This window comes from Candidatus Poriferisodalis sp. (genome assembly GCF_965208555.1).
Taxonomy (GTDB): domain Bacteria; phylum Actinomycetota; class Acidimicrobiia; order Acidimicrobiales; family Poriferisodalaceae; genus Poriferisodalis.
Genome location: NZ_OZ242342.1, coordinates 2,184,100 through 2,202,517, shown reverse-complemented (window position 1 = coordinate 2,202,517; position 18,418 = coordinate 2,184,100). Strand labels below are relative to the sequence as shown.

At 64.7% G+C, this 18,418-nt stretch carries 13 protein-coding genes and 1 tRNA gene; 8 read left to right on the top strand and 6 right to left on the bottom strand.

Features of this window, described 5'->3' with window-relative positions:
* Positions 1 to 86: 86 nt before the first annotated feature.
* Positions 87 to 2,477, bottom strand: a complete 2,391-nt coding sequence (locus ACOGXE_RS10255) for a hypothetical protein (protein WP_419930815.1) — start codon at positions 2,475 to 2,477, stop codon at positions 87 to 89.
* 260 nt (positions 2,478 to 2,737) lie between these two features.
* The gene (locus ACOGXE_RS10250) at positions 2,738 to 2,974 is read right to left on the bottom strand and encodes an integrase core domain-containing protein (RefSeq protein ID WP_419933510.1); all 237 of its coding nucleotides are present in this window, start codon (positions 2,972 to 2,974) and stop codon (positions 2,738 to 2,740) included.
* A gap of 756 nt (positions 2,975 to 3,730) precedes the next feature.
* Between ACOGXE_RS10250 and ACOGXE_RS10245 the strand changes: the two genes are divergently transcribed.
* Both ACOGXE_RS10245 and ACOGXE_RS10240 read left to right on the top strand, forming a co-directional pair.
* On the top strand, positions 3,731 to 5,164 hold the full coding sequence (locus tag ACOGXE_RS10245) for a hypothetical protein (RefSeq protein ID WP_419930814.1): 1,434 nt from the start codon (positions 3,731 to 3,733) through the stop codon (positions 5,162 to 5,164).
* Entirely contained in the window at positions 5,161 to 5,847 is a 687-nt protein-coding gene (locus tag ACOGXE_RS10240; protein WP_419930813.1) for a hypothetical protein, read from the top strand. The genes ACOGXE_RS10245 and ACOGXE_RS10240 overlap by 4 nt, the downstream gene beginning before the upstream one ends.
* A gap of 416 nt (positions 5,848 to 6,263) precedes the next feature.
* On the opposite strand, the gene ACOGXE_RS10235 is transcribed toward ACOGXE_RS10240, so the two are convergent.
* Positions 6,264 to 6,596, bottom strand: a complete 333-nt coding sequence (locus tag ACOGXE_RS10235) for a leucine zipper domain-containing protein (protein WP_419930812.1) — start codon at positions 6,594 to 6,596, stop codon at positions 6,264 to 6,266.
* Positions 6,597 to 7,303: 707 nt separating this feature from the next.
* Between ACOGXE_RS10235 and ACOGXE_RS10230 the strand changes: the two genes are divergently transcribed.
* Both ACOGXE_RS10230 and ACOGXE_RS10225 read left to right on the top strand, forming a co-directional pair.
* Positions 7,304 to 7,765, top strand: coding sequence for a hypothetical protein (locus tag ACOGXE_RS10230; RefSeq protein WP_419930811.1), 462 nt, complete (start codon positions 7,304 to 7,306; stop codon positions 7,763 to 7,765).
* 620 nt (positions 7,766 to 8,385) lie between these two features.
* Positions 8,386 to 8,457: transfer RNA gene (locus ACOGXE_RS10225), tRNA-Gly, on the top strand.
* 130 nt (positions 8,458 to 8,587) lie between these two features.
* On the opposite strand, the gene ACOGXE_RS10220 is transcribed toward ACOGXE_RS10225, so the two are convergent.
* On the bottom strand, positions 8,588 to 8,827 hold the full coding sequence (locus tag ACOGXE_RS10220) for a hypothetical protein (protein WP_419930810.1): 240 nt from the start codon (positions 8,825 to 8,827) through the stop codon (positions 8,588 to 8,590).
* 323 nt (positions 8,828 to 9,150) lie between these two features.
* Entirely contained in the window at positions 9,151 to 9,816 is a 666-nt protein-coding gene (locus tag ACOGXE_RS10215; protein ID WP_419930809.1) for a hypothetical protein, read from the bottom strand.
* A gap of 763 nt (positions 9,817 to 10,579) precedes the next feature.
* Between ACOGXE_RS10215 and ACOGXE_RS10210 the strand changes: the two genes are divergently transcribed.
* Together ACOGXE_RS10210 and ACOGXE_RS10205 are read left to right on the top strand one after the other, a co-directional pair.
* Positions 10,580 to 11,515 (top strand): nucleotidyl transferase AbiEii/AbiGii toxin family protein, encoded by a 936-nt coding sequence (locus ACOGXE_RS10210; RefSeq protein ID WP_419930808.1) that lies wholly within the window; start codon positions 10,580 to 10,582, stop codon positions 11,513 to 11,515.
* Positions 11,496 to 11,837: a hypothetical protein gene (locus ACOGXE_RS10205; RefSeq protein ID WP_419930807.1), complete on the top strand. Its 342-nt coding sequence runs from the start codon at positions 11,496 to 11,498 to the stop codon at positions 11,835 to 11,837. The genes ACOGXE_RS10210 and ACOGXE_RS10205 overlap by 20 nt, the downstream gene beginning before the upstream one ends.
* 810 nt (positions 11,838 to 12,647) lie before the next feature.
* Here the strand turns inward: ACOGXE_RS10205 and ACOGXE_RS10200 are convergent.
* Positions 12,648 to 14,468, bottom strand: coding sequence for a hypothetical protein (locus tag ACOGXE_RS10200; protein ID WP_419930806.1), 1,821 nt, complete (start codon positions 14,466 to 14,468; stop codon positions 12,648 to 12,650).
* 731 nt (positions 14,469 to 15,199) lie between these two features.
* On the opposite strand from ACOGXE_RS10200, the gene ACOGXE_RS10195 reads away from it, so the two are divergent.
* Positions 15,200 to 16,564 (top strand): hypothetical protein, encoded by a 1,365-nt coding sequence (locus ACOGXE_RS10195; protein WP_419930805.1) that lies wholly within the window; start codon positions 15,200 to 15,202, stop codon positions 16,562 to 16,564.
* Positions 16,561 to 18,276, top strand: a complete 1,716-nt coding sequence (locus ACOGXE_RS10190; RefSeq protein WP_419930804.1) for a hypothetical protein — start codon at positions 16,561 to 16,563, stop codon at positions 18,274 to 18,276. The genes ACOGXE_RS10195 and ACOGXE_RS10190 overlap by 4 nt, the downstream gene beginning before the upstream one ends.
* Positions 18,277 to 18,418: the final 142 nt, after the last annotated feature.

The following is an 18,418-nucleotide window of genomic DNA, read 5'->3' as shown; positions in this document are numbered from 1 at the left end:
AGTAGCCCTCTCGTTCTTTGCTGTTCGTCCGCGAGAACGCCGCAGTGGTCTGCTCCTGCTCGCCCACCCGCGTGGCCGACTCGAGCTCACCGCACTGGCGATTTGAGGTATTGGCGCAGTCCGAGGACGGTGAACAGGAACGGGACTCCGAGCATGACTCGGGCGATGTGGCTGAGCCAGGCGGGATCGAAGATGATCGAGTTCCTGCTTCCTGGCCGAAAGTAGGTGACTGGGGCGAACAGCAACTCGATGTACGCGCCTACGTCGGATGTCCTGGGGAGGAAGCCGATCCTGATGTCGAACCAGCTGTAGTGGCGGACGAGCAGCAGCAGCCCGGCGACGGCGAACCAGCTCGCCGCTGCAACGAGCGGCCGGTATCCGTATCCCACCATTCGGTAGAGGGCTCGCAGCGCTCGTTCGGGTGCGAGCTTCCCGAGTCCTCGGTGCTGGAGCCTCATGACAGACCATAGAAGCCAGCTTCGAGACCGTCCGGAGTTGACCCGTTTGCCGACTGCGGCGAAGATGGCTGCGAGCTTCTCGGCGCGTTCGCGGACGTCGTCCCGAGTCAGAGGCGATTCACGGTCGCCGGTCCAAGGGATCCTTGACCATTGGTAGAGCAGCCATGTTCGTTCGGTCGCGAAGCGTTGAAGCGACGTAGCTGAGATTTCGAGCACTCGCAGCGGACGCAGCAATTCGACCTGGCGCGCCGGCAGGTTGTTGAGGTTCACGTTGAGGAGGTGTCCGTCGGCGGCTTCGTCGGCATCGGCTGCCGCTTCGATGTCGACGATCGACAGCTCGCCGTCGTCGGCTCCGTAGATCCTGCCCTGCAGCCCCCTCAGCGAACAAATGCCCTGGGCGTTGCGGACGACCGTGCCACCGGCGAGCATGAGCCGTGGGCAGGTGCTGTCCGGGTCGTCCGATCCGGCGGTCTCGCTGCTTCGGGCGACCTCTGACGTCAGGCCGGATATGTCGACCGCTGTGTCGAGCAGTCCGGAGCCGGCCAGCTTGACATCGTTCAGCTGTGCGTCTGGGTTCGAGTCTCGGAGCCTTGCGGTGCCGTCGCAACTCAGCTGCAGCTCGGAGACGGCTGTTGAGATGTCCTCGAGCGAGAGCGTCGCGTCGTGACGGACGGCAGCACTGATCGAAACGGACTTCCTCTTCTCGACGTCGACCGTCACGCTGAGGTCTCCCTCATGGAGCTCGATCGAGACGAAGCGACTTAGCGCTACGAGAGCAACTCTCGCGAATCCGCCTGGGTCCGCACCGGAGGAGGGCTTGCCGCCTGTGCCAACAACGGCAACGTCGAGATGCGGTATCTCCATTCGCAGCGAGCCGATTCGCGTTCCGGTGGGAATCCTGAGCCGGGGCTCTTGGATCACGCGGCCCTCGTTCGGGAGCAGCAACTGGCCGAGCACGAGATCGCCGTTGTCACTGACTTGAGACGACGGGCGGACTTCGAAGACAGCGCGGGGTCTCGTAGGGCGCCATTTCACTGCGAGCGTCTTCTTGAGAGACCCACGCAGGACTACATGTCCGACAAACGTGGCGGACGAGCACTCCAGGGCGCCGTCGAAGCGGGCACTGTCGTCGACTTCGATCTCGCTCACCTCGGCCCGTTGACGACACCGCGCGCTGCCGTAGGCGTGCAACCCCGCGGTGCCCAGCAGCTCGCCGTGCACATCCAACGACCGGCAGCGCACCTTGGCGTGCGACTCGATGGCGCCTTCGACGTTCAGGTCTCTGCAACGGACCTTCTGCTCAGATTGGGTATCGACGTCGCCTTTGACGGTGACATCTCCGGCGATATCGATAGCGCATCCGGTCAGGTTGCCAGTGACGTGCAGTGAGTTCTTCGGCGCCTCGTCGGAGCGCTCAGGCGGCCGGGAATCGGAGCTGCTGCCCTCATCGCTAATTCTCACGTCGCGCAGATCACCTTCAAACGCGGCGCGTCCGCTTCGCAGCGTTATCTCGGCCCCAGTTTCGAAGGGCAGGCCGTAGACATGGTCGCCGTCAGTGTCGAGCGCCTCGACTGTCACGGCGTCACCGCGAATGGTCGTCTCAGCCTGCGAGTCCTCACAGCGCAGTCGAACGGCCGGCAAGACAGGGCCCGTCGGCCCGCTCAGATGCCAGGAGCCTGCCCCGAAACACAGTGCAGCATCGGAGTCAAGCTGGATGGAGGTGTGGTAGTCGCGGCGATTGGCTTGGTGAGTGGTGCAGTTGACGTTCAGGATCGGACCCCGGATGTCGACTCTTGGGGCAAAGTCCGTGTCCGCGACGAGATAGAAGACCACGTCGTCGAGAGCAGCCTCTTGCAGGTCAGTTGTGAGCACGAGTCGGTCGCGGAAGAAGATCGCTGCACGGCCGCATGTCGGCACGTCGCGGACTCGGATCTCGGTGAGCCCGTCTGGGCATATGAACACCACCACTTCGTTCAAGTCGACGACTTCGCAGTCGAGGCTCGTCGCGTACCAATTCATCTCTCGCTCCTCTTTGCTGTGTCGTTCCTGGCGATCAAGCCATCCTGTCGCAGAGATCCCAGCTGACCCGCCGGTGATCTCCATCTCGTGGGCGACAGTTTGTGCCCGTCGCTGCTCGGCAACGGCATGGGGCTCGCCGGAGTGCGGTCAGATGTCGGGACACTCCGGGAACTGTCGGTGTGGCGTCGGCGCTGCTGTTGCTCCTCGCAGGCGGGCCTGGTTGACAAGGAACTGGATCCCGCCGACGCTGCCAGCCCGATTCAAACACGTATGTCCGTTCGCGTGAGGTAGTGAGCGCGTGAAGCGGGCGGTCCGCCGACGGCGGTGTGGTGCCGGTGGCAGTCGTAGTCGTGCACACAGCGGGCCAGGCGGACCCTGCGGTCGGCTTCTGAATGGAACTTGCGGGAACAAGGAAACCCGTCAGCCAGGGTGCGGTTGAAGCGCTCTGCATTGCCGTTGGTCGGGGACCGGTAGGGCTGGGTGCGGAGGTGCTTGATTCGGCCTTCGGCGAACAGCTAAGCGATCGCGTCGGAGAAGGGTTGGGGCCGTTATCGGTGAGCAACTCGTCGGCCGCCGTGTCGTGCGCCCAGAACGAGCCCGGAGCCCAAGTCCGCTGTTTCCGGACTCGCCGCCAATGAGTGGGACACCAGGTCAGATCTGGTCGCCTCATGCGACAATCCACTGTCAGAATTCCTTCGACAACCCGGGACCGACTTCGTGCGGCGGCGATGTAACGCCGGCGATGTTGCTCGATCCAGCGCCGACTCTGCAGCGTTACCCTGACCGTCTGCGCACTGCCGGCTACGGCCCTTTTGGGACGCGTAGAGGTGCGGGGCAGCCGCCGGCCTTGCGAGACGAGAAGACGCCTGTGACCGGGAGAACCGTGCGGAAGCATGTCTGTGCGTAAGAGAACGACGTGAGTGTCATTCAGGGCCTTCTGCAGCGCAGCGGCGCGAGCTCGTGTCGTCTGGACCGGTCCACATGGGCGAATCGCCATCACACAGGAAGCTGCGAGCTCGCTGCCTGATTCGTACAGAGTCCCTTTTCTGGGTCAGAAGATGGTCCGAGGGGGCGACTGGACGTGCGACCCAGCGCTCTATCAGGAAGTCCAAACATGGATTGATGAGCATTGGGGCACGGGACAGGGGGCGGTGCCGCCTCCAGGGTGTGTCAGATCGAACCGGCCAGTCCGCTTCGGACCACGAGACCGGCTCGACACTCCCACAGCAGCGCGGAAGCTGATCCTGGCCGCGATGCTGCACGGTCCGGAGGCTGCGGCGCACAGCGCCACGCGGTTCGCGCAAACCGACCTGCTTGAGGTCGAGACCATCTATCTGTTGAGGGGGCCCTCGATAAACCAAGCGATTGCGCTGGACGATTACTGCACGATGATCTCGTACCGCGAAGCCGTGCAGATCCGGGAGTCCTTGCTGGAATCGCCGAGTCCTGGCGAGACTTGGCCGCCGAAGCACGCAGACGGTATCTGTGCGCTCAGGGCGAGAGGGTTCGAGCGTCCGGGCAGCGAGGAAGTCACGCAGTACGCCAGCGAGCTCCTTCGGGAGGGTCACGCCGAGGCACTGGCGATGCTTCTCGGGGTGGTCTGGGGAGACGGGTACACCGTGTTCGGACACTGGGACCTAGTTCCGCTCGTGACCTCAGCGGCACTGCCGTTTTGGACGATCGGACCGATCGGCGGATCCTTTCAGATGGCAACGCTGCTGCCGCTTCGGATAGGTCAGCCCTATGTCAAGAAGCGACCGCTCGCCACGAGGGAACTTGGGGAACTCGTGGAGGCCCACGCCGAATTGGACGACCAGCCCCGCAACGTCGTGAACCTGGCGATGCGACGCCTGCGAGATGGTGCGGGAAGGATCGCCTTCGAGGACAAGATCATTGACATCTGCATCGCCTTGGAAGCGCTGTTCACAGGCAACGAATGGGAGGCCGACCTCAGACAAGCGATCAGCCGTCGGGGGTCTTGGTACTACGCAGACACCGTGCAAGAGCGCGACAGCGCCAGACGGGTACTGAAGGAGCTCTACGAGACTCGCCGCAACATCATCCACGGCAACACGACCGACCCTGTCGGGCTCTGGCCAGATGCAGAATCGATCAAGCTGCTGGCCGACGCAGAGAACATCTTGCGGGCCTGTCTGAAGGACTTCGTAGCCAACGGCATACCGGCCGATTGGGAAGCCTCTAAGGAACACAAGTCGATCTGGCGAGATCCGCCGCGGCCCGCCTCGAGGACACCGGCCATCAAGTCGGACTCCATGAGTTGGACCATTACGGAGCAAGCGGAGATTGACCGAGAGTTGGAGGCCGTCTGGAAACCAGAGATCGACAGAGCTCCATCGCAACCAGCCGATGCTGTGTCATCCATCCACACCGGTATCGACGCCGAAGAGATCGAACGGTGTCGCCAACAGGGCATCCCGTATGTCATCAGCGTCCCCATCCGGCTCTACATGGCTCACCCCCGATGGCCTGAGAGCGACAGCGATCCAGTCGACGAGCGCATCAAGTACTACTGCGGGAAGGATGTGGACAGGCACCTGCGTCTGTGGCAGGAGGCAGCGGCAGCAAAGAAGATCCGGCAGTTCACATTGGAATCCGAAGATCCCTCTATGTACCTCCCAAACTCCTTCGACATGTGGCGGAAGATCCTCCAGGGGGCGGCTTCATGATCGACGATCCACTTGCAAACGCATTGCGGACGCTCGGATACGAGCCTCCGATTAGTGCCGACGGCCCGGAGGTCGCAGCGATCCGGCTGCTGCCGGACTCCCCACAGAAGCGCGCCGTGCTCGAGGCAGTGGCCGACTACACGACATCCCGAGCGGGCACGCCGTTCGAGGTAGGGCTCTCGATCTCAGAGGCGCTGGCCCGAACGGACGCCGTGCAAGCGGAGTTCGACGCGAGGTGGAAGTGCGCTGTAGGCAACGTCATCTGCGAGTACCAGCTGCTGCGACGACGAATGGCCATTCTCTGCCACATCGCCGACAGCGGAATGACTGACGATCGTGTGGTCGAGTACGTGGACAAGTTCTGCGACGACCACACCTCGCAGTTCCGCCGCGAGGCGCTGCGCCAGCTGGAAGAGTCGTGCCCTGAGGCGAGCGAGGTCCTGGCTGAATTCGACCGCGCATACGAGACTCGCAATCTGGCAGCCCACACCAGATTCGAAGACGGCATGGTGTACTTCGACGGCATGCCCGAACCTGGGTACTGGGTCGGCAAGCAGGCAAACAAGAAGTGGATGACCGTCACCCAGCTGAACTCGCTCGCCGACAAGATGAGAGAACTTGAGGTCGAAAAGCTCGGGCCGATACTGAGACGACGCAGCGATGCGACGGAGGAGCAGCGGTGACGTCTTCGACAGCCGAGCAGGCGGACTGGATCAAGGAGACCGTCTCCAAGATCCCCAGGTGAGGGCAGCAGTTTCACATCGGTTCTGCGGTCGCTGCGTCGCCAGGACACGAGCCGGCGTAATGGGTCCGATCGCGGTGAGGTTGGAGTCCGGACTGGTGATCCATTGCTAGTCGGGTCAGCGGTGGTCCGCTGGATCGAAGCTGCGTGCTGTCTCTCCGACCGATTCGAAGCGAGACTTGGCGCCCCACACGACGCTGTCGAGCGCTTAGCGGTAACCGTGCCGCAACGCTTGGGAGGTGGAGTGCCTGCGGTGAACGCGGGCGAGGTGCCATAACCATGTCGGGGCTGCGGTGTGGGTACGCGCGCTGCGGCGAATCACTCGATCCGTCGGGCGATCCATCCACGCCAGCCTGTTCAGCCCATGACGCTGCAGCACCCGCCACACTGTCGTAGCAGGCACCCGGTGCGAGCTGCCAAGAATACAAGGCTCCGCTTGGTCGAGCGCCGCAGCCGAAAGATCCGCTCCTCCACGTTGGGATCGGTGCGCTTGGGGGACCGATGCGGCCGGCTGGAACGGTCGATCAGCCCCGCCTCGCCCTCGGCCTGATAGCGATGCCACCACTTCGCCACCGTGCCCCGGGACAGGCCCATCTGGCGGGCCACCTCAGCCTGAGTCGTTCCCGCCTCGATCCGGCTGACCAACAGCAGGCGCCCAGCGGGCGTCAAGCGAGCACTAGCGTGAGACATCGAGCCTCCTGGAGTGATCGTGGTTGTCCTCTCAGACACCACGCTCGCAGAGGAGGCTCAACCCATCACTCTGCTTCCACCCTCTATGTCCACGACACTTGGTCGCCGCCGCCGACCACTGCCGCGCCGGCTGCATACTGCACAGTGTGGACGTTGTTCGGAATTCCAGGTCAACCGGGCCTCGACTCAGCCACTCTCTACGTCCCCAGCTCAAGACCTGTCTCGGATCAAGGTGAGCAGTCGTGGGCGGCTACGCAATGCGAGGCAGCAGCTCACGGCCGGTAGACGGTGCGCAGAGAGTTCTCTCAGGACCGGTGGCTGCGCGCAGGCATCATCATTTTGGTCGCAACCGCCGTCGTCCAATGGTGGACCTGAACCTTGGCGCTCTGGTATCACGAGTGACAATTGGACAACGTGATGTCATGGGGACTACCCTTTCGCACCCCACAGGAGGACAGCACATGACCACCCAAGAACGAGTCGGATGAGCAAGACGCCTAGCCGGGCGGTGTCTCGGTCAAGCGTGCGGTACCCGCTGCCAGCCTTTTGGGACGGGGTAGCCCAGGCGTTCGACATGCGAGGAAAGTTCGTGCCGCGCAAAACGTTCACACGACGAGGATCAAGGGTGCTGGTCGTCATGACACACGACTGGCTTGACTACGCGACGCAAGCAAGCGGAGTCATCTCAGGCCATACGCAATCCAAAGATGGCTGAAGGCGAAGAACCGGTCAACGGAGACATAGTTCCAGAAGCTCCCGCCGAGCAGGCAGCCCCATCAATCGCTATCAATCAACTGATCCAACAGGTTCAAGTCGTGTTTCCGTCGATGGTCGATGCCATCACGGGGCTCGCAAAGACCTCTCTCGACCTGGCTGCGGCAGTGGTCAGCGACATCATCGAGCGAGGGCAGCGACAGGACGAAATGGACATGGTGTTGGTCAGGGGCGCCGACCGGCGCGCCGACAGAGGACAGCGATGGGGACAGTTCGTCGGTCTCTTGGTCTTGGTGTTCGGAGCCGTCTTGATTCTCACCGACCGCCCCGTAGGGGGATGGATACTCCTATCCGTTGCCGCTGCACCGTTTCTTGGCCTCGTGATCTGGCGAAACCCGGCGCGTATCCAGGAACCCCCCGCCATCCCAGACGATGGCCTAGGAGAATCTGCGTAGCCGGCCAGCTACCAGCATCATCAACCCCCGCAATAGTGCACAATCCGAATTGGGGCACTCTGGGACTGCGCAGGACACACCCGCGGCGAGAGCCCTTCGTCCACGCAGCAGCAGCCGAGACGTCCCGACATACGTGCGAGTCGCCAAACGAGCGAATACGAGTTATCGCGACGCCTCCGTCGTCGTGCACGATCCAAGAGCACCGCCCGGCGTGACCAACTTCGGCATCTGACCCAAGCTCTATCACAGGCTCGACGCCACCACCGAAGTGGCGGCCGACATCAGTCCGCCCCCAACCTTGAAGCACGTGTGGGCCGCTCTTGCGTCACTTCGATGTAGTGCGTTCAGAATGGACCCAACGACGAACTCTTCGGCCCCGTGTTGAGCACTATGCCGTAGCGCCGACTGGCATCCGCGGGCCAGCGTAAATCACACGCGCTGTTTCGAGGCGCGCGGTCACTTGGCCGGCCTGGCTGCAGATAGGCCCCTGACCAGCGGTTTTGCACTCCCAAAGCGGCGAGTTTGCAAACTACACAAGCCGCGTGGTCGCGTGTCGTAGCGGAAAACGCCAGACCCCGACTCCGGAAACAAACAGACGCCGGGGCCCAGCGCTTCCGCTCGCCGCAGTAGTTCAAAGGCAGAACGACGCGATTCCCATCGCGTAGCTGCGGGTTCGAAACCCGCCTGCGGCTCTACAGCCCGTGAGTGTATATCTGCGCTCCGCAGGCACGCCAGAGCCGCGCTCGCCCGCTGGTCACAGCGCTGCAGTAGCAGGACGCGGCGCGAGAGATCCCTGAACCGCGCCGGGCACACCGAACTGCGTCAATCCTCGACCGCGCCCGCGCTCCGCCCGATCTTGGCTTCGAGACGCTTGATGAGCGTTCCCAGATTTGCCAGCGAGGCTTCGATGCGGTCGAGGCGTCCTTGCAGCCGGCCGTTGTTCTCGGCGCTGCGCATGTCTCGGTCGTTCTCGTTGCTGAGGTGAGCGGCGAGGTCGCGGTCGATGCGCTCGACGATGTACCGGAGCGAGCGGATATCGGAGCGGACGTCGTGATCGGACATGGGTGCGGTCCTTCCCGAGTCGGTCGGTGTGCTGTGCGAGAGCAGTCCACTTGGGGGGTGTGACAGAAGCGGTGCCGCACCATCGACGCCGACCCTGCTCTCGTCGAAGCGCGCCGACAGGCCGACGAGGACGCGCGTTCGGATGAGCGAGCGCGGATGCGCCAACAACAGCGACGGGCAGCGGCTTCGAAGCGTCGCGCCAACGGCGGGCCAGCCGTCGACGTTGCGGGCAGTGGATGCCGAGGTCTCGGACGTTCTGCCGCAAGCCTGCTGGCCACACCGGCGGATGCGGCCGCAATCCTTGAGTGCATCCGCGCGGCTGATCAGCCCTCGGTGCTTGGCACCCACGTTTCGTGTGCCTCAGGTGCCTTGTCGGATAGGAACTGCGAGACGCCGCTGATCTCGTCGGCGATCTTCTCGTCAGGCCCTTTCGTGTAGTCGACCTCGATGTCGTGCTGCCACCTCGGCGGGATGTCGTCCCAGAAGAAACCCGCCATAGCGACGACCTCTCGAAGCGTCGGGTGCCGGTAGGTGAGGACAGCCGACCAATGATTGGTCAGGACGCACTTGCCGGAGCAGTCCTCGGCGTTGCATGCCAGGAGATGAGACTTGTCGAGCAGCTCCGCGGGGCTCTTCACGCCGAGCCATCCGCTCGCGGAGCCCTCGATCTGCTCGACGACGAGATTGCACATGAGGCAGGCAGCGATGAGAGCGCCGTTGTCGACCTTGTAGCCGGTGAGCCGTTCGACGTCCTCTTTCCGCTTGAGGCTGCCTTCGGTCCGATCGGGCTCATCCAGGGGCCCGCAGACAGCGAGCCATCTCAGGCACATGCAGAGCTGCGCATCGTCGATGCCTGGGCCACCCGCGGCCCGCTTGAAGCCATGGGGACTCAAGTCCGGTTGCGCCTCGAGCACTGATGCGAGGGTGTCGCCGCGGGCAGTTCGATCGTGCAGTAGCCGCATCGCTGATCTTGCAAGGGTGTCGTTCACCGCTTCCTCTCCTTCGTCGAAGGACGCGAAGGTAGTGCGGGATGCGAAATGGGTTGACCGCGGTCCGCCGGGAGCCGCATCAGTGCTGGCGCTCGGCTTGACGCCCCACCGAGGGCTACAGATCTACGGCGCTGATCTCAGGTTTGGAATCTCAGCAGGCCGACGATCAGACTGATGAGCCAGACACTGCCCACGGCCGTGGCCGCCGCGCCGAGAGTGCCGATCAACGGCAAACGATCACGGACCAGCCTCATCTCGTCGCTCAGCCGCGCAACGAGTTCGGCGTAGCTGTCCTCGCCGATGAGGTCGGTGTGTATGGAGACCGTGAGGTTCCGGGGCCTTCGAAGGCGAGCCGAGCCACCGACACCGATGGCGACGCAGACGAACGGACCGAGCTGCCGGCCGGCTTAGGCGAGCCGACCCTTGGCATCTCGTCGGCACGCGGCTCCGGTTCCCGAGCGGCTGGGCGCGTGCGGCATCGACCGGCCGTAAGCTGACACCCCTTCGCCTCGCCTTCCCAGTCCCGCTGGGAGTGATGGGTCATATTCGCTGAGGATCGGTCCCGCGCTCGTGACGACCGCTGCGAACTGGCCCGGTCCGACGAGTCCTTCCCAGATGCCCTTCATTGCCGGAGACTCCCCAAAGCACTCGAGCCGCGTCCGCGCGCCGAGGATACGAATTTGCGCGACTTGACCGCGCCGGCAAGAACCGGACTCATGCCGGCGACCGGTTCGGGGCGCACGAACGCGAATTCGGCGCAGCGGTGCAGCAGGTCGCGGCCGACACCGGCCTGACGCGCCGTCAAGTGATCGTCGACTACTGGGTCGTGCGCGTCCTGTACGCGCTGCATCTGCGTCTTCCCGCCGACGGCACCCCGGGCGAGTCACAGCTGCGAGGGCACCACCGATCAGCTGGGTCGTCGAGCGCCGGCATGTGGGCGTTCAGCGGCGGCAATTCGCTGTCGATGGCGTGGGGAATCACCCGCCGATTCTCCGACGACATCGACGGCACCCTGCTCACCGCCGACCACCGTCGCGGGTCGCCCAATCGGGATGCGCACGCCTGTCGGACTGTCGCGGAATGGGCCGCCTCCGATCCCGCGGTGAGCTGCGGGACCACCGTCGGCAGCCGGATTCGCGCCACGATGCTCAACATCGCTGCTGCCGAGACTGACGTCAAGCTCGAAACCACGCTCCTGCACGTACCCGACGGACTGGTTGCGACATGCGAGGTGAACTCGCTGCTCGCCCGACGCGGCGACCCCGAATGGGCACTCCGATTCCCTGAGCTCGGCGGATTCGAACTGCCATGCGTGTACCCGTGGTGGACAGCGGTCAACAAGCTCGACGCTCTGCACCGTCGCGCCGCCCGGGGCGATCTCGGCGGGCTGTGCGCACGCGGACGGGACCTGTATGACCTGTGGTCCATCGCCGCCCAGCCAACCCACGCAGCCCAAACCCGCGAACACGCACCGCAGATGTGGCGCACGGCGTCCGCAGCGGTTCGCGCACCAACACCGAGACCCCTGCACGGCTATGGAACCTCGCCTGCGTTCACTGAAGGCACTCCCGCCTACGAAGCTCTCCGAGACGGCTATCACCGAGCGCTCGACACCACCGTGTGGGGCCCCAAGCCCCGCTTCGAAACAGCCGTCAAAGCAGCACGCAGCCTCGACATGGTTGGCTTCAGCGACGATTGATGATGCGTGTGGCGAGGACCCGCCGCAACGACCACACTCGGTCGGCGAGCAGATCGTCGCACCCGTCAACGTCCCCGTGATCCCCACAGGCGGCCCGGAATACGCTGATCCCATGTCGGCCAAGGGCGACGAAGAACAGCCGGACCAAGGCGCTTCAGTTTCTGAGGCATTCAGGCAGATAGCCGAGCACTACGTCGAGATGGCCAACGAGGCGCTCAAGGACGACCCCGATCTCTGTATCGATGTTCCCGAGCCGCGGCTTAGCGACATCAACCCGCATGACCGGCCCGGGCTAGATACGTCGACCTCTGGCGGGCCTTAGCGAGGTCAGAGACCCGCACATATGCGCAGCGATGGCGGCTTGCCGGTCGGCCGAAGGCCCCGAGGTCGCGTGCCGCCTATGTGCACTGCGCAGTACCACTTGAAGCTCACATGTCCCGATGTCGTGTATTGCCGCACTTGAGAAGTCCCGGGCTGATGACATCCGGGGGTGCTGCACCACCGGGGCAGATTGGGCTTGGGGCAATGATGCGGATGGCCGTTCCAGCCCCGCCGAACGTGCCTGCTCGCAATCCCGATCCACTTCTCATAGATCTCGTCCCTGACGTCCTTCTCATACCGCGGTTTGGGACCAGAGCCCGGTGCGGCTCTGGCTTCCTTCTCGAACTTCAGCAGGAGGATCCTTGCGCAGAGCCCACAAAGCCACTTGGGGAGGATGCGAGACCAACATGTACGCCAAGTGAACAACGAGGCATCGGGCACGTCTGCATGCGGACCCCAATACTGTGCGTTGAACCAGCACCCGAGCGACAGCAGCCACGCGGGCTTGAGGTAGCGCTTCGTGACCTCGAAGACAGCCACGATGGTCACGACATCCGCGACGACCGATAACACGCTCAACATTGCCGGATTGTGGTTCGCTGCATTGCCGTCTCAGTGATCTTGTCGTTCGCCGTCCAAGCAGTGTGGCGTGTCAGGACTCCAGAATTGCCCGCACGAGCACACCCAGCTGCAGTGGGTTATGCGCGCGAAGAATCGTCCCGATGCCCCGCGGACGGAATCTGCCAGAACTCGTCGCCTCGATTCGCGGCCTGGCGGTTGCTTCATTCCGCTCCAACGGAAGCGGCGTGTTTTAGTGGGCGATGATCCATTCGCTGACCGGCTGCACGTCCGCGGACGCGATGTCAACAAGCCGGTCGATGGGATTGCTGGCCGGCTGATGTCCGGCCATGTTCTCGGCTCTCCATCCGATGCAGCTAGCGATTGCTTTGGCCAGGTCGTGGTCGCCAACTGCCTTGGCGGCTGTTCGGAGGCTTGCGAGCTCGTGTCGGGAGTCTCCGAATGACTTGGTCTCATCCGCTAGGAGCTGGAGCGCTTGCACGGCCAGTGCCTTGCGTACCTGGGCGTCTGTGAAGGCTGGAGCGCCGTCGATCTTCGCCCGGTGCCACGCGACCAGAAAGGCTGCCGAGCGGGCCGTTTCCCCGTCGACGTGTGACCATTCCTTGATCTCCGGCACAGAGATCCGGATCTCGTGATCGCCGCCGTTCGTGGTGAGCCGGATGATCAGACGACTGTGGTCGCCGAGGTGGGTCGAAGCCAGAGGTCCGATTTCTGCGAACTTGACGGGCCGTGTGGTGCGCGCCTCGATGACAGCTTCGTCTTCTTCGAGGCGCATGGCGACGTCCTCCCAGCCGAGCAGGCCTTCTGCGTGGGAGCGAACCAGGAACGGCGACGTGCCGTCGGCGTGATCTCCTACGCAGCGGCCGGTGACGAGCGCGAAAGCCATGTCCATAGCACCGCATGCTTCGCTGATCGCGAGCACCGCGTCGCACAACTCGTCAAGCGACATCACCTTTGAGGGGCGGCCCTGCGCCGCGCATCGCGCGGGGCACAGCTCGATCATTCCGTCGGCTCGGACCGAGTAGTCGCGATGAGCAAACGCGTTGCGGATATCGGAATCGCCCAGTAGCGAGGCGACAGCCCAGCCTTTCTGGTTCGCGACTCCGATCAGCGCAGCGACGTCGCTTGCTTGGGTCGACTCGAAGCGCTGACTTGTCGTTGCCGCACAGGCGATGCCGAGGTGCAGCTTGAGCGGCTGCTCGACGAGCCGGTGGCCGAAGTCCAGCAGCTCGGTGGCGTGCTGGCGCTGGGACTCCGAGTCGTCTTGTTGGACGGCCAATCGTGCTGCGTGCAACAGATCGTCCAATGCGTCCGAGGCGCGCTGTTTGAAGATCTCGGACTCGGCGAGCTCGACGACTCGGTCTCGATGGCGGGCGAGCAGCGATTGGTGCTGTGCCGCGCGGCACCAGAACGAGCGGTCGTCTGAGGTCGAACCGGAGATGAAATCCCACAGCACCGCCAAGACTCCGACGCTGACTTGATCGGAAGTCAGCCTGTGATCCTCCAGAATCGCTCTGCCGCGGGCTTCCGCTGCCACCATGTCGTCGCCGATCGCGAAGCGGATCCAAGTGGCTACGGCATTGTCCGACAGTGCCAGCTCGGTGATCTGGTCGGACAGCTCGTTGCATCGAGAGATCGCGGCGGTCGCCGCGTCCAGATGCTCCTGCAGCTGGGGCTCGAGCTGTTGAGCATCTGATCCTCGGCGCGCTTCGAGTATTGCGACGGTGACATCGAAGACCCCGATCAGGTGCTCGACGGTGATCTTCACGTGCCGCGCGTAGGCACCCAACGGCCTCAGCTGAGGTGTCTCGCTGGCCCAGGCCTCGAGGTCGGCTATGTCCGCCGCGATCTGTTGAAGCTCATCCGGTCGGGCGTTTCGGGTGCGGGAAATGGCGTTGGCGCCCCGCGAAACGCGATCGGGAAGGTCCGCGAGCAGCGCCGACACCAGCATTTCCAAGGGCGAAGCGTCGGGAGCTCGACCGGGCGACGAGCGCTTCTGCTTGACCAGTTCGAGTGCCCGCAGGCGACTCTGATGCTTCAGGTCGACTTCCATCGGCGCGGCCCGAGCTCCGCAAACAGGACAATCAAGTCCCCTCTGCCGCCGCTCGCCGCACCCCTGACAGTCGATCGACTCATAACTGATCTGGAACTTCACCGTCCCGCGACCATAACGACGAACTCTCGAGCACCGCGAGGCATTTTCTGCGGTTCATCGAACACCAGCAGTCTCTCGCGCGATGAGCCTGGATCGTTCTCGCCGCCGATATCGAGTGGCGAGCCGGAATCACACATCTCCCGGGCTGCGGTCACCGCTTAGTCGAGGCAGGCCATGGGTCCGATGCCTCGACCCGCAACGTCGCGCGCATCAGCGACGTGGATTCCCATTCGAATTCTCTGGGGCCACGAAACGACGCCGTTCTTGCGGCGAGGGGCGGTATCCGCGCTCCGTGCCGCGATCGTCTCCATGCAGCCTCGAGCCGTTCGCGGCCAGGAGCATCGAACCGAAGTGCGCGCGCGATCCGCCTATGGGCCAAGTGCTCCGAATCGTGCGTTTAGCCGCATGGGGACTGGGAAATCGGGTTCGCACCTTGCAATCGCGATGCTCCAGGTCGGGAAGCGTGACTACGGCTCTTAGGTAGCAGCCGCAGTGTCGGTCGCCATTTCGGCGAGCGACACCGCGGCTGCTGAACCCAAGGAAATGCGAACTTACAGATCCGTCGTCGACGCGGCCGCGCGGACCGCCAGGTGCCATCGGCGGGCCGCGCGCGGCCCCGAGGTGCTGCTGTGACCGGCATCGCAGCCGATCGTGCCCGAGGGAACGCGTCGGCGCCGGAGACGGCAGACGTCCAGACCGGCGACGTGTGTGGCGGCGTCGCTGCCCGCGGGAGCATCCGCGCGTCGACCTCGCTGATTCTCGCCAGGTTGCGCGAAGCCGAAGGGCTGAGCCCGGCGACGGTGAGCAATCTGGTGTGGCTCGCGAAGAGTCTCCTGGAATACCTGGCGCGCGCTGCCGATGACCGTTGGGCGAACGCGACCCGCGAGATGATCGATGCCTGGTGTGTCGGCGCCTGGGCTGATCCGGTGACAGGCCGGCGGCCGGGCCAGTCGTCGCTGTCGAGGAAGCAGCGCCGCTGGGCTGCGCGACGCGTCGCGGGAGCCGCGGTCGCTGCGGGACTGATCTCGGCTGACAGTGCGATGGCCGGTTTCGCTGACACGCTGCAGCGACGTCGAGCCAGCGCCGGCGACCGTGATCCGGGCAGCGTCGCTCTCACCATCGAGCTGTGGTGCCCCAGCGACGAGCGGTCGCGGGCTGCGACTCCCCTGCTCGCGGTCGCACGCGAATGGGCGACACGTGCCGGACCGCCTACGGCATCCAGCGCGGTCACGTGGCTGCGGGTCATGACCGACGCGCTGCTGTGGTCCGAAGCGGAGCTCGGCACCACAGATCCGGACTATGTGCTGCACCCCCACAACGTCGAGACGTTCGCGATGGACCCGGCACGCGGCTGGTCCGACGGATGGCGTGCCCAGGTCCGCTCCGTGCTGCGTCGTGTCGGCCGGGCGGTCTGCCCCGAGCTGTGGCCCGACGGCCCGCAGCGCATCGGGGCCAGAGACGCCGCCGCGCCGTACTCGGCGGTCGACGAGTTCCTGTTCCGCGAATCGGCCGCGATGGCAGGCCGCAGGCTCAGATGCGAGCGGCTGTGGCTGACCGCCGCGACGCTGGGGGCGGGCCTGCGCGGCGCCGAATCCCACTCCCGCGGCCCCGCCGACCTGGTGAGCCTCGACGGGGGCCGGCTGGGCATCACGGTGCACCGGGACCGGCCGCGGGTCGTCCCGGTCCGTGCCGCGTACACCGACCTGGTTCTCGAGGCCAGCGAGCTGTGCGGCGGGGACCGGTTCTTCGACAGCGACAGCCCCGCCGCTGCCTCCAACGTCGCGACCCGGCTCGCCGTCCCAGGACTCGGGCGGCTGGAGCTGCACCGCGCCCGGGCAACGTTCGTGTGCGCGCACATCCGCGCCGGCACGCCGCTCGACGTCCTCAACGAGATCGCCGGCCCGATCACCGGCTCCTATCTCCAGCAGATGCTCAGCCACTGCGCCGACCCCGCCGACGCCGTCGACGCGGCCAACCGAGGACTCGCAGCATGAGCCGCCGGGTGACAACGCCGAAGCGAGATCCCGCGGCCGGCAAGCTCACGGCCGAGGAGATCGTGCGCCGGCTGAAGGCGCACCAAGAGCCTCCGGGCCATCCCCAGTCCACGGTGTTCTGCAAGAGGCCCGACCCCCGCCAGATCCGCAGGCTCAAGGTGATGTTCGAGTCAGCAGGCGTGCTGCCCTATCTCGAGCGCAGGCTGCGGCGCAGCGGACCCGCGTCTCGCCTGACCGTGAGCACGCTGCTCATCTCGAAGTTCTACGTCATCGGCGAATGGGCCACCTACTGGCGCACACACGTCGCGAATTTCTTGGCGAGCCTGGAACCCCAGGACGCCGTTGACCTCGGCGTGCAGCCGCTGGACACGCTGCTCAAACCCATCTCCTACTACGTCGTGGCCAAGCAATCCAGACGTCTCGAGAAAGCCCTGCACGACGGATGGACCGACGAGGACGGCACCCACTGCGACCTGCGCTGGTTCACCGCTGCGGTCATCCGCGCATCGGTGCGGCCGCGCATCACCCGAATGGTCGAGAACGTCGCCATGGACGCGACCGCCGTGTCCTCATGGGCCAACGGCAAACGCCCCGACGGGCACGGCGGACACGGCCTGGACCCCGACGCGACCCACGGCCATTGCAGCGGCAACTCAGAGCGCGAGCCGGGAGGCTATTACGGCTACATGCTCACAACATGCATCGCAGTGAGGCCCTGGCACCTCACCCGCAGCACCAAACGAGTGAAGTTCGGCCCCGCCGTGCCGCCATATGTGGTGTCGCTGATCTTCGAGACCGCCACCGCGAACGTCGCCAAGACGGGCATCGACGCCATGGAAGACGCACTTCACCTGTGCCCGAACATCTCAAAGCTCGTCGTGGACCGCGGCTACAGCCAGCTCGGACCGAGCTTCAACCGCCCGATCCACACCATGAACATCGACATCGCCATGGACTACAAGGAACCGACACGCACCAGCGTCAAGCCCGTCCGGCTCGGCCCCAGCGGCTACCCAGCGTTCCTCCACGCCGGAACCCTCCTGCACGCCTGCACCCCGCCCAACTGGCGCAAGCCGCCTCCCGAGCTCAAGGGCAAGGAGCTCCAGGACTTCTACACCGAGCGAGCTCGACGATTCGCGCTGACCGTCCACGAGCACCTCGACGGCGGCGCCAAGAAACTCTCGTCGCCCAGCCGAGACGGACGGCTCAACATCGACCCCGACCAGCACACCGGGCCGGAGGGACGACCCCTGTACCCGCCGCCGGCGGACCTCACCAGAATCTTCAAGGACCTCCCCCAAGAACTCCTCCACCAAGGACTCATCACCGCCGCCGTCGAGAATCTCGACTACTTCCAGTGGCCACCGTGGGGCACACCGCTGCACGACCAGGTCTACGGACAGCGCAACCCCTCCGAGAACATCTTCTCCCAGATCAAAGACGAGAACGGCCTCTCCAAGAAGGTCAACCGCATCATGGGCAGCGCAGCACGCCACATCATGTGCCTCGCACGATGCGTCTCCTACAACCTCAAGCTCACCCGCAAGAGCGAAGAAGAGCTCAAGGCCGCCAAGCAGGCTCGACGGGCCGCGAAGAAATCACGCCCCGCAACCGACACACCAGAACAGCTCGAAGACACCGACCAACCAACGTCGACCCCGCCAGCCGGAGAGGCACCCGACTCCCCCGCACGCCCGCCACCACCCACATAGCGCCATAGAAGCATCCCGATGAGGCAGACGGCCCCGAAGCCGTCTGCCTCATCGCGCTCGTCCGCACCCAGCTCGCGGCCCGTCGGACGCCAGCCGGCAAATCAATACGTCAACAAGCCCGAAATCGGTGCCGAAACGCGCA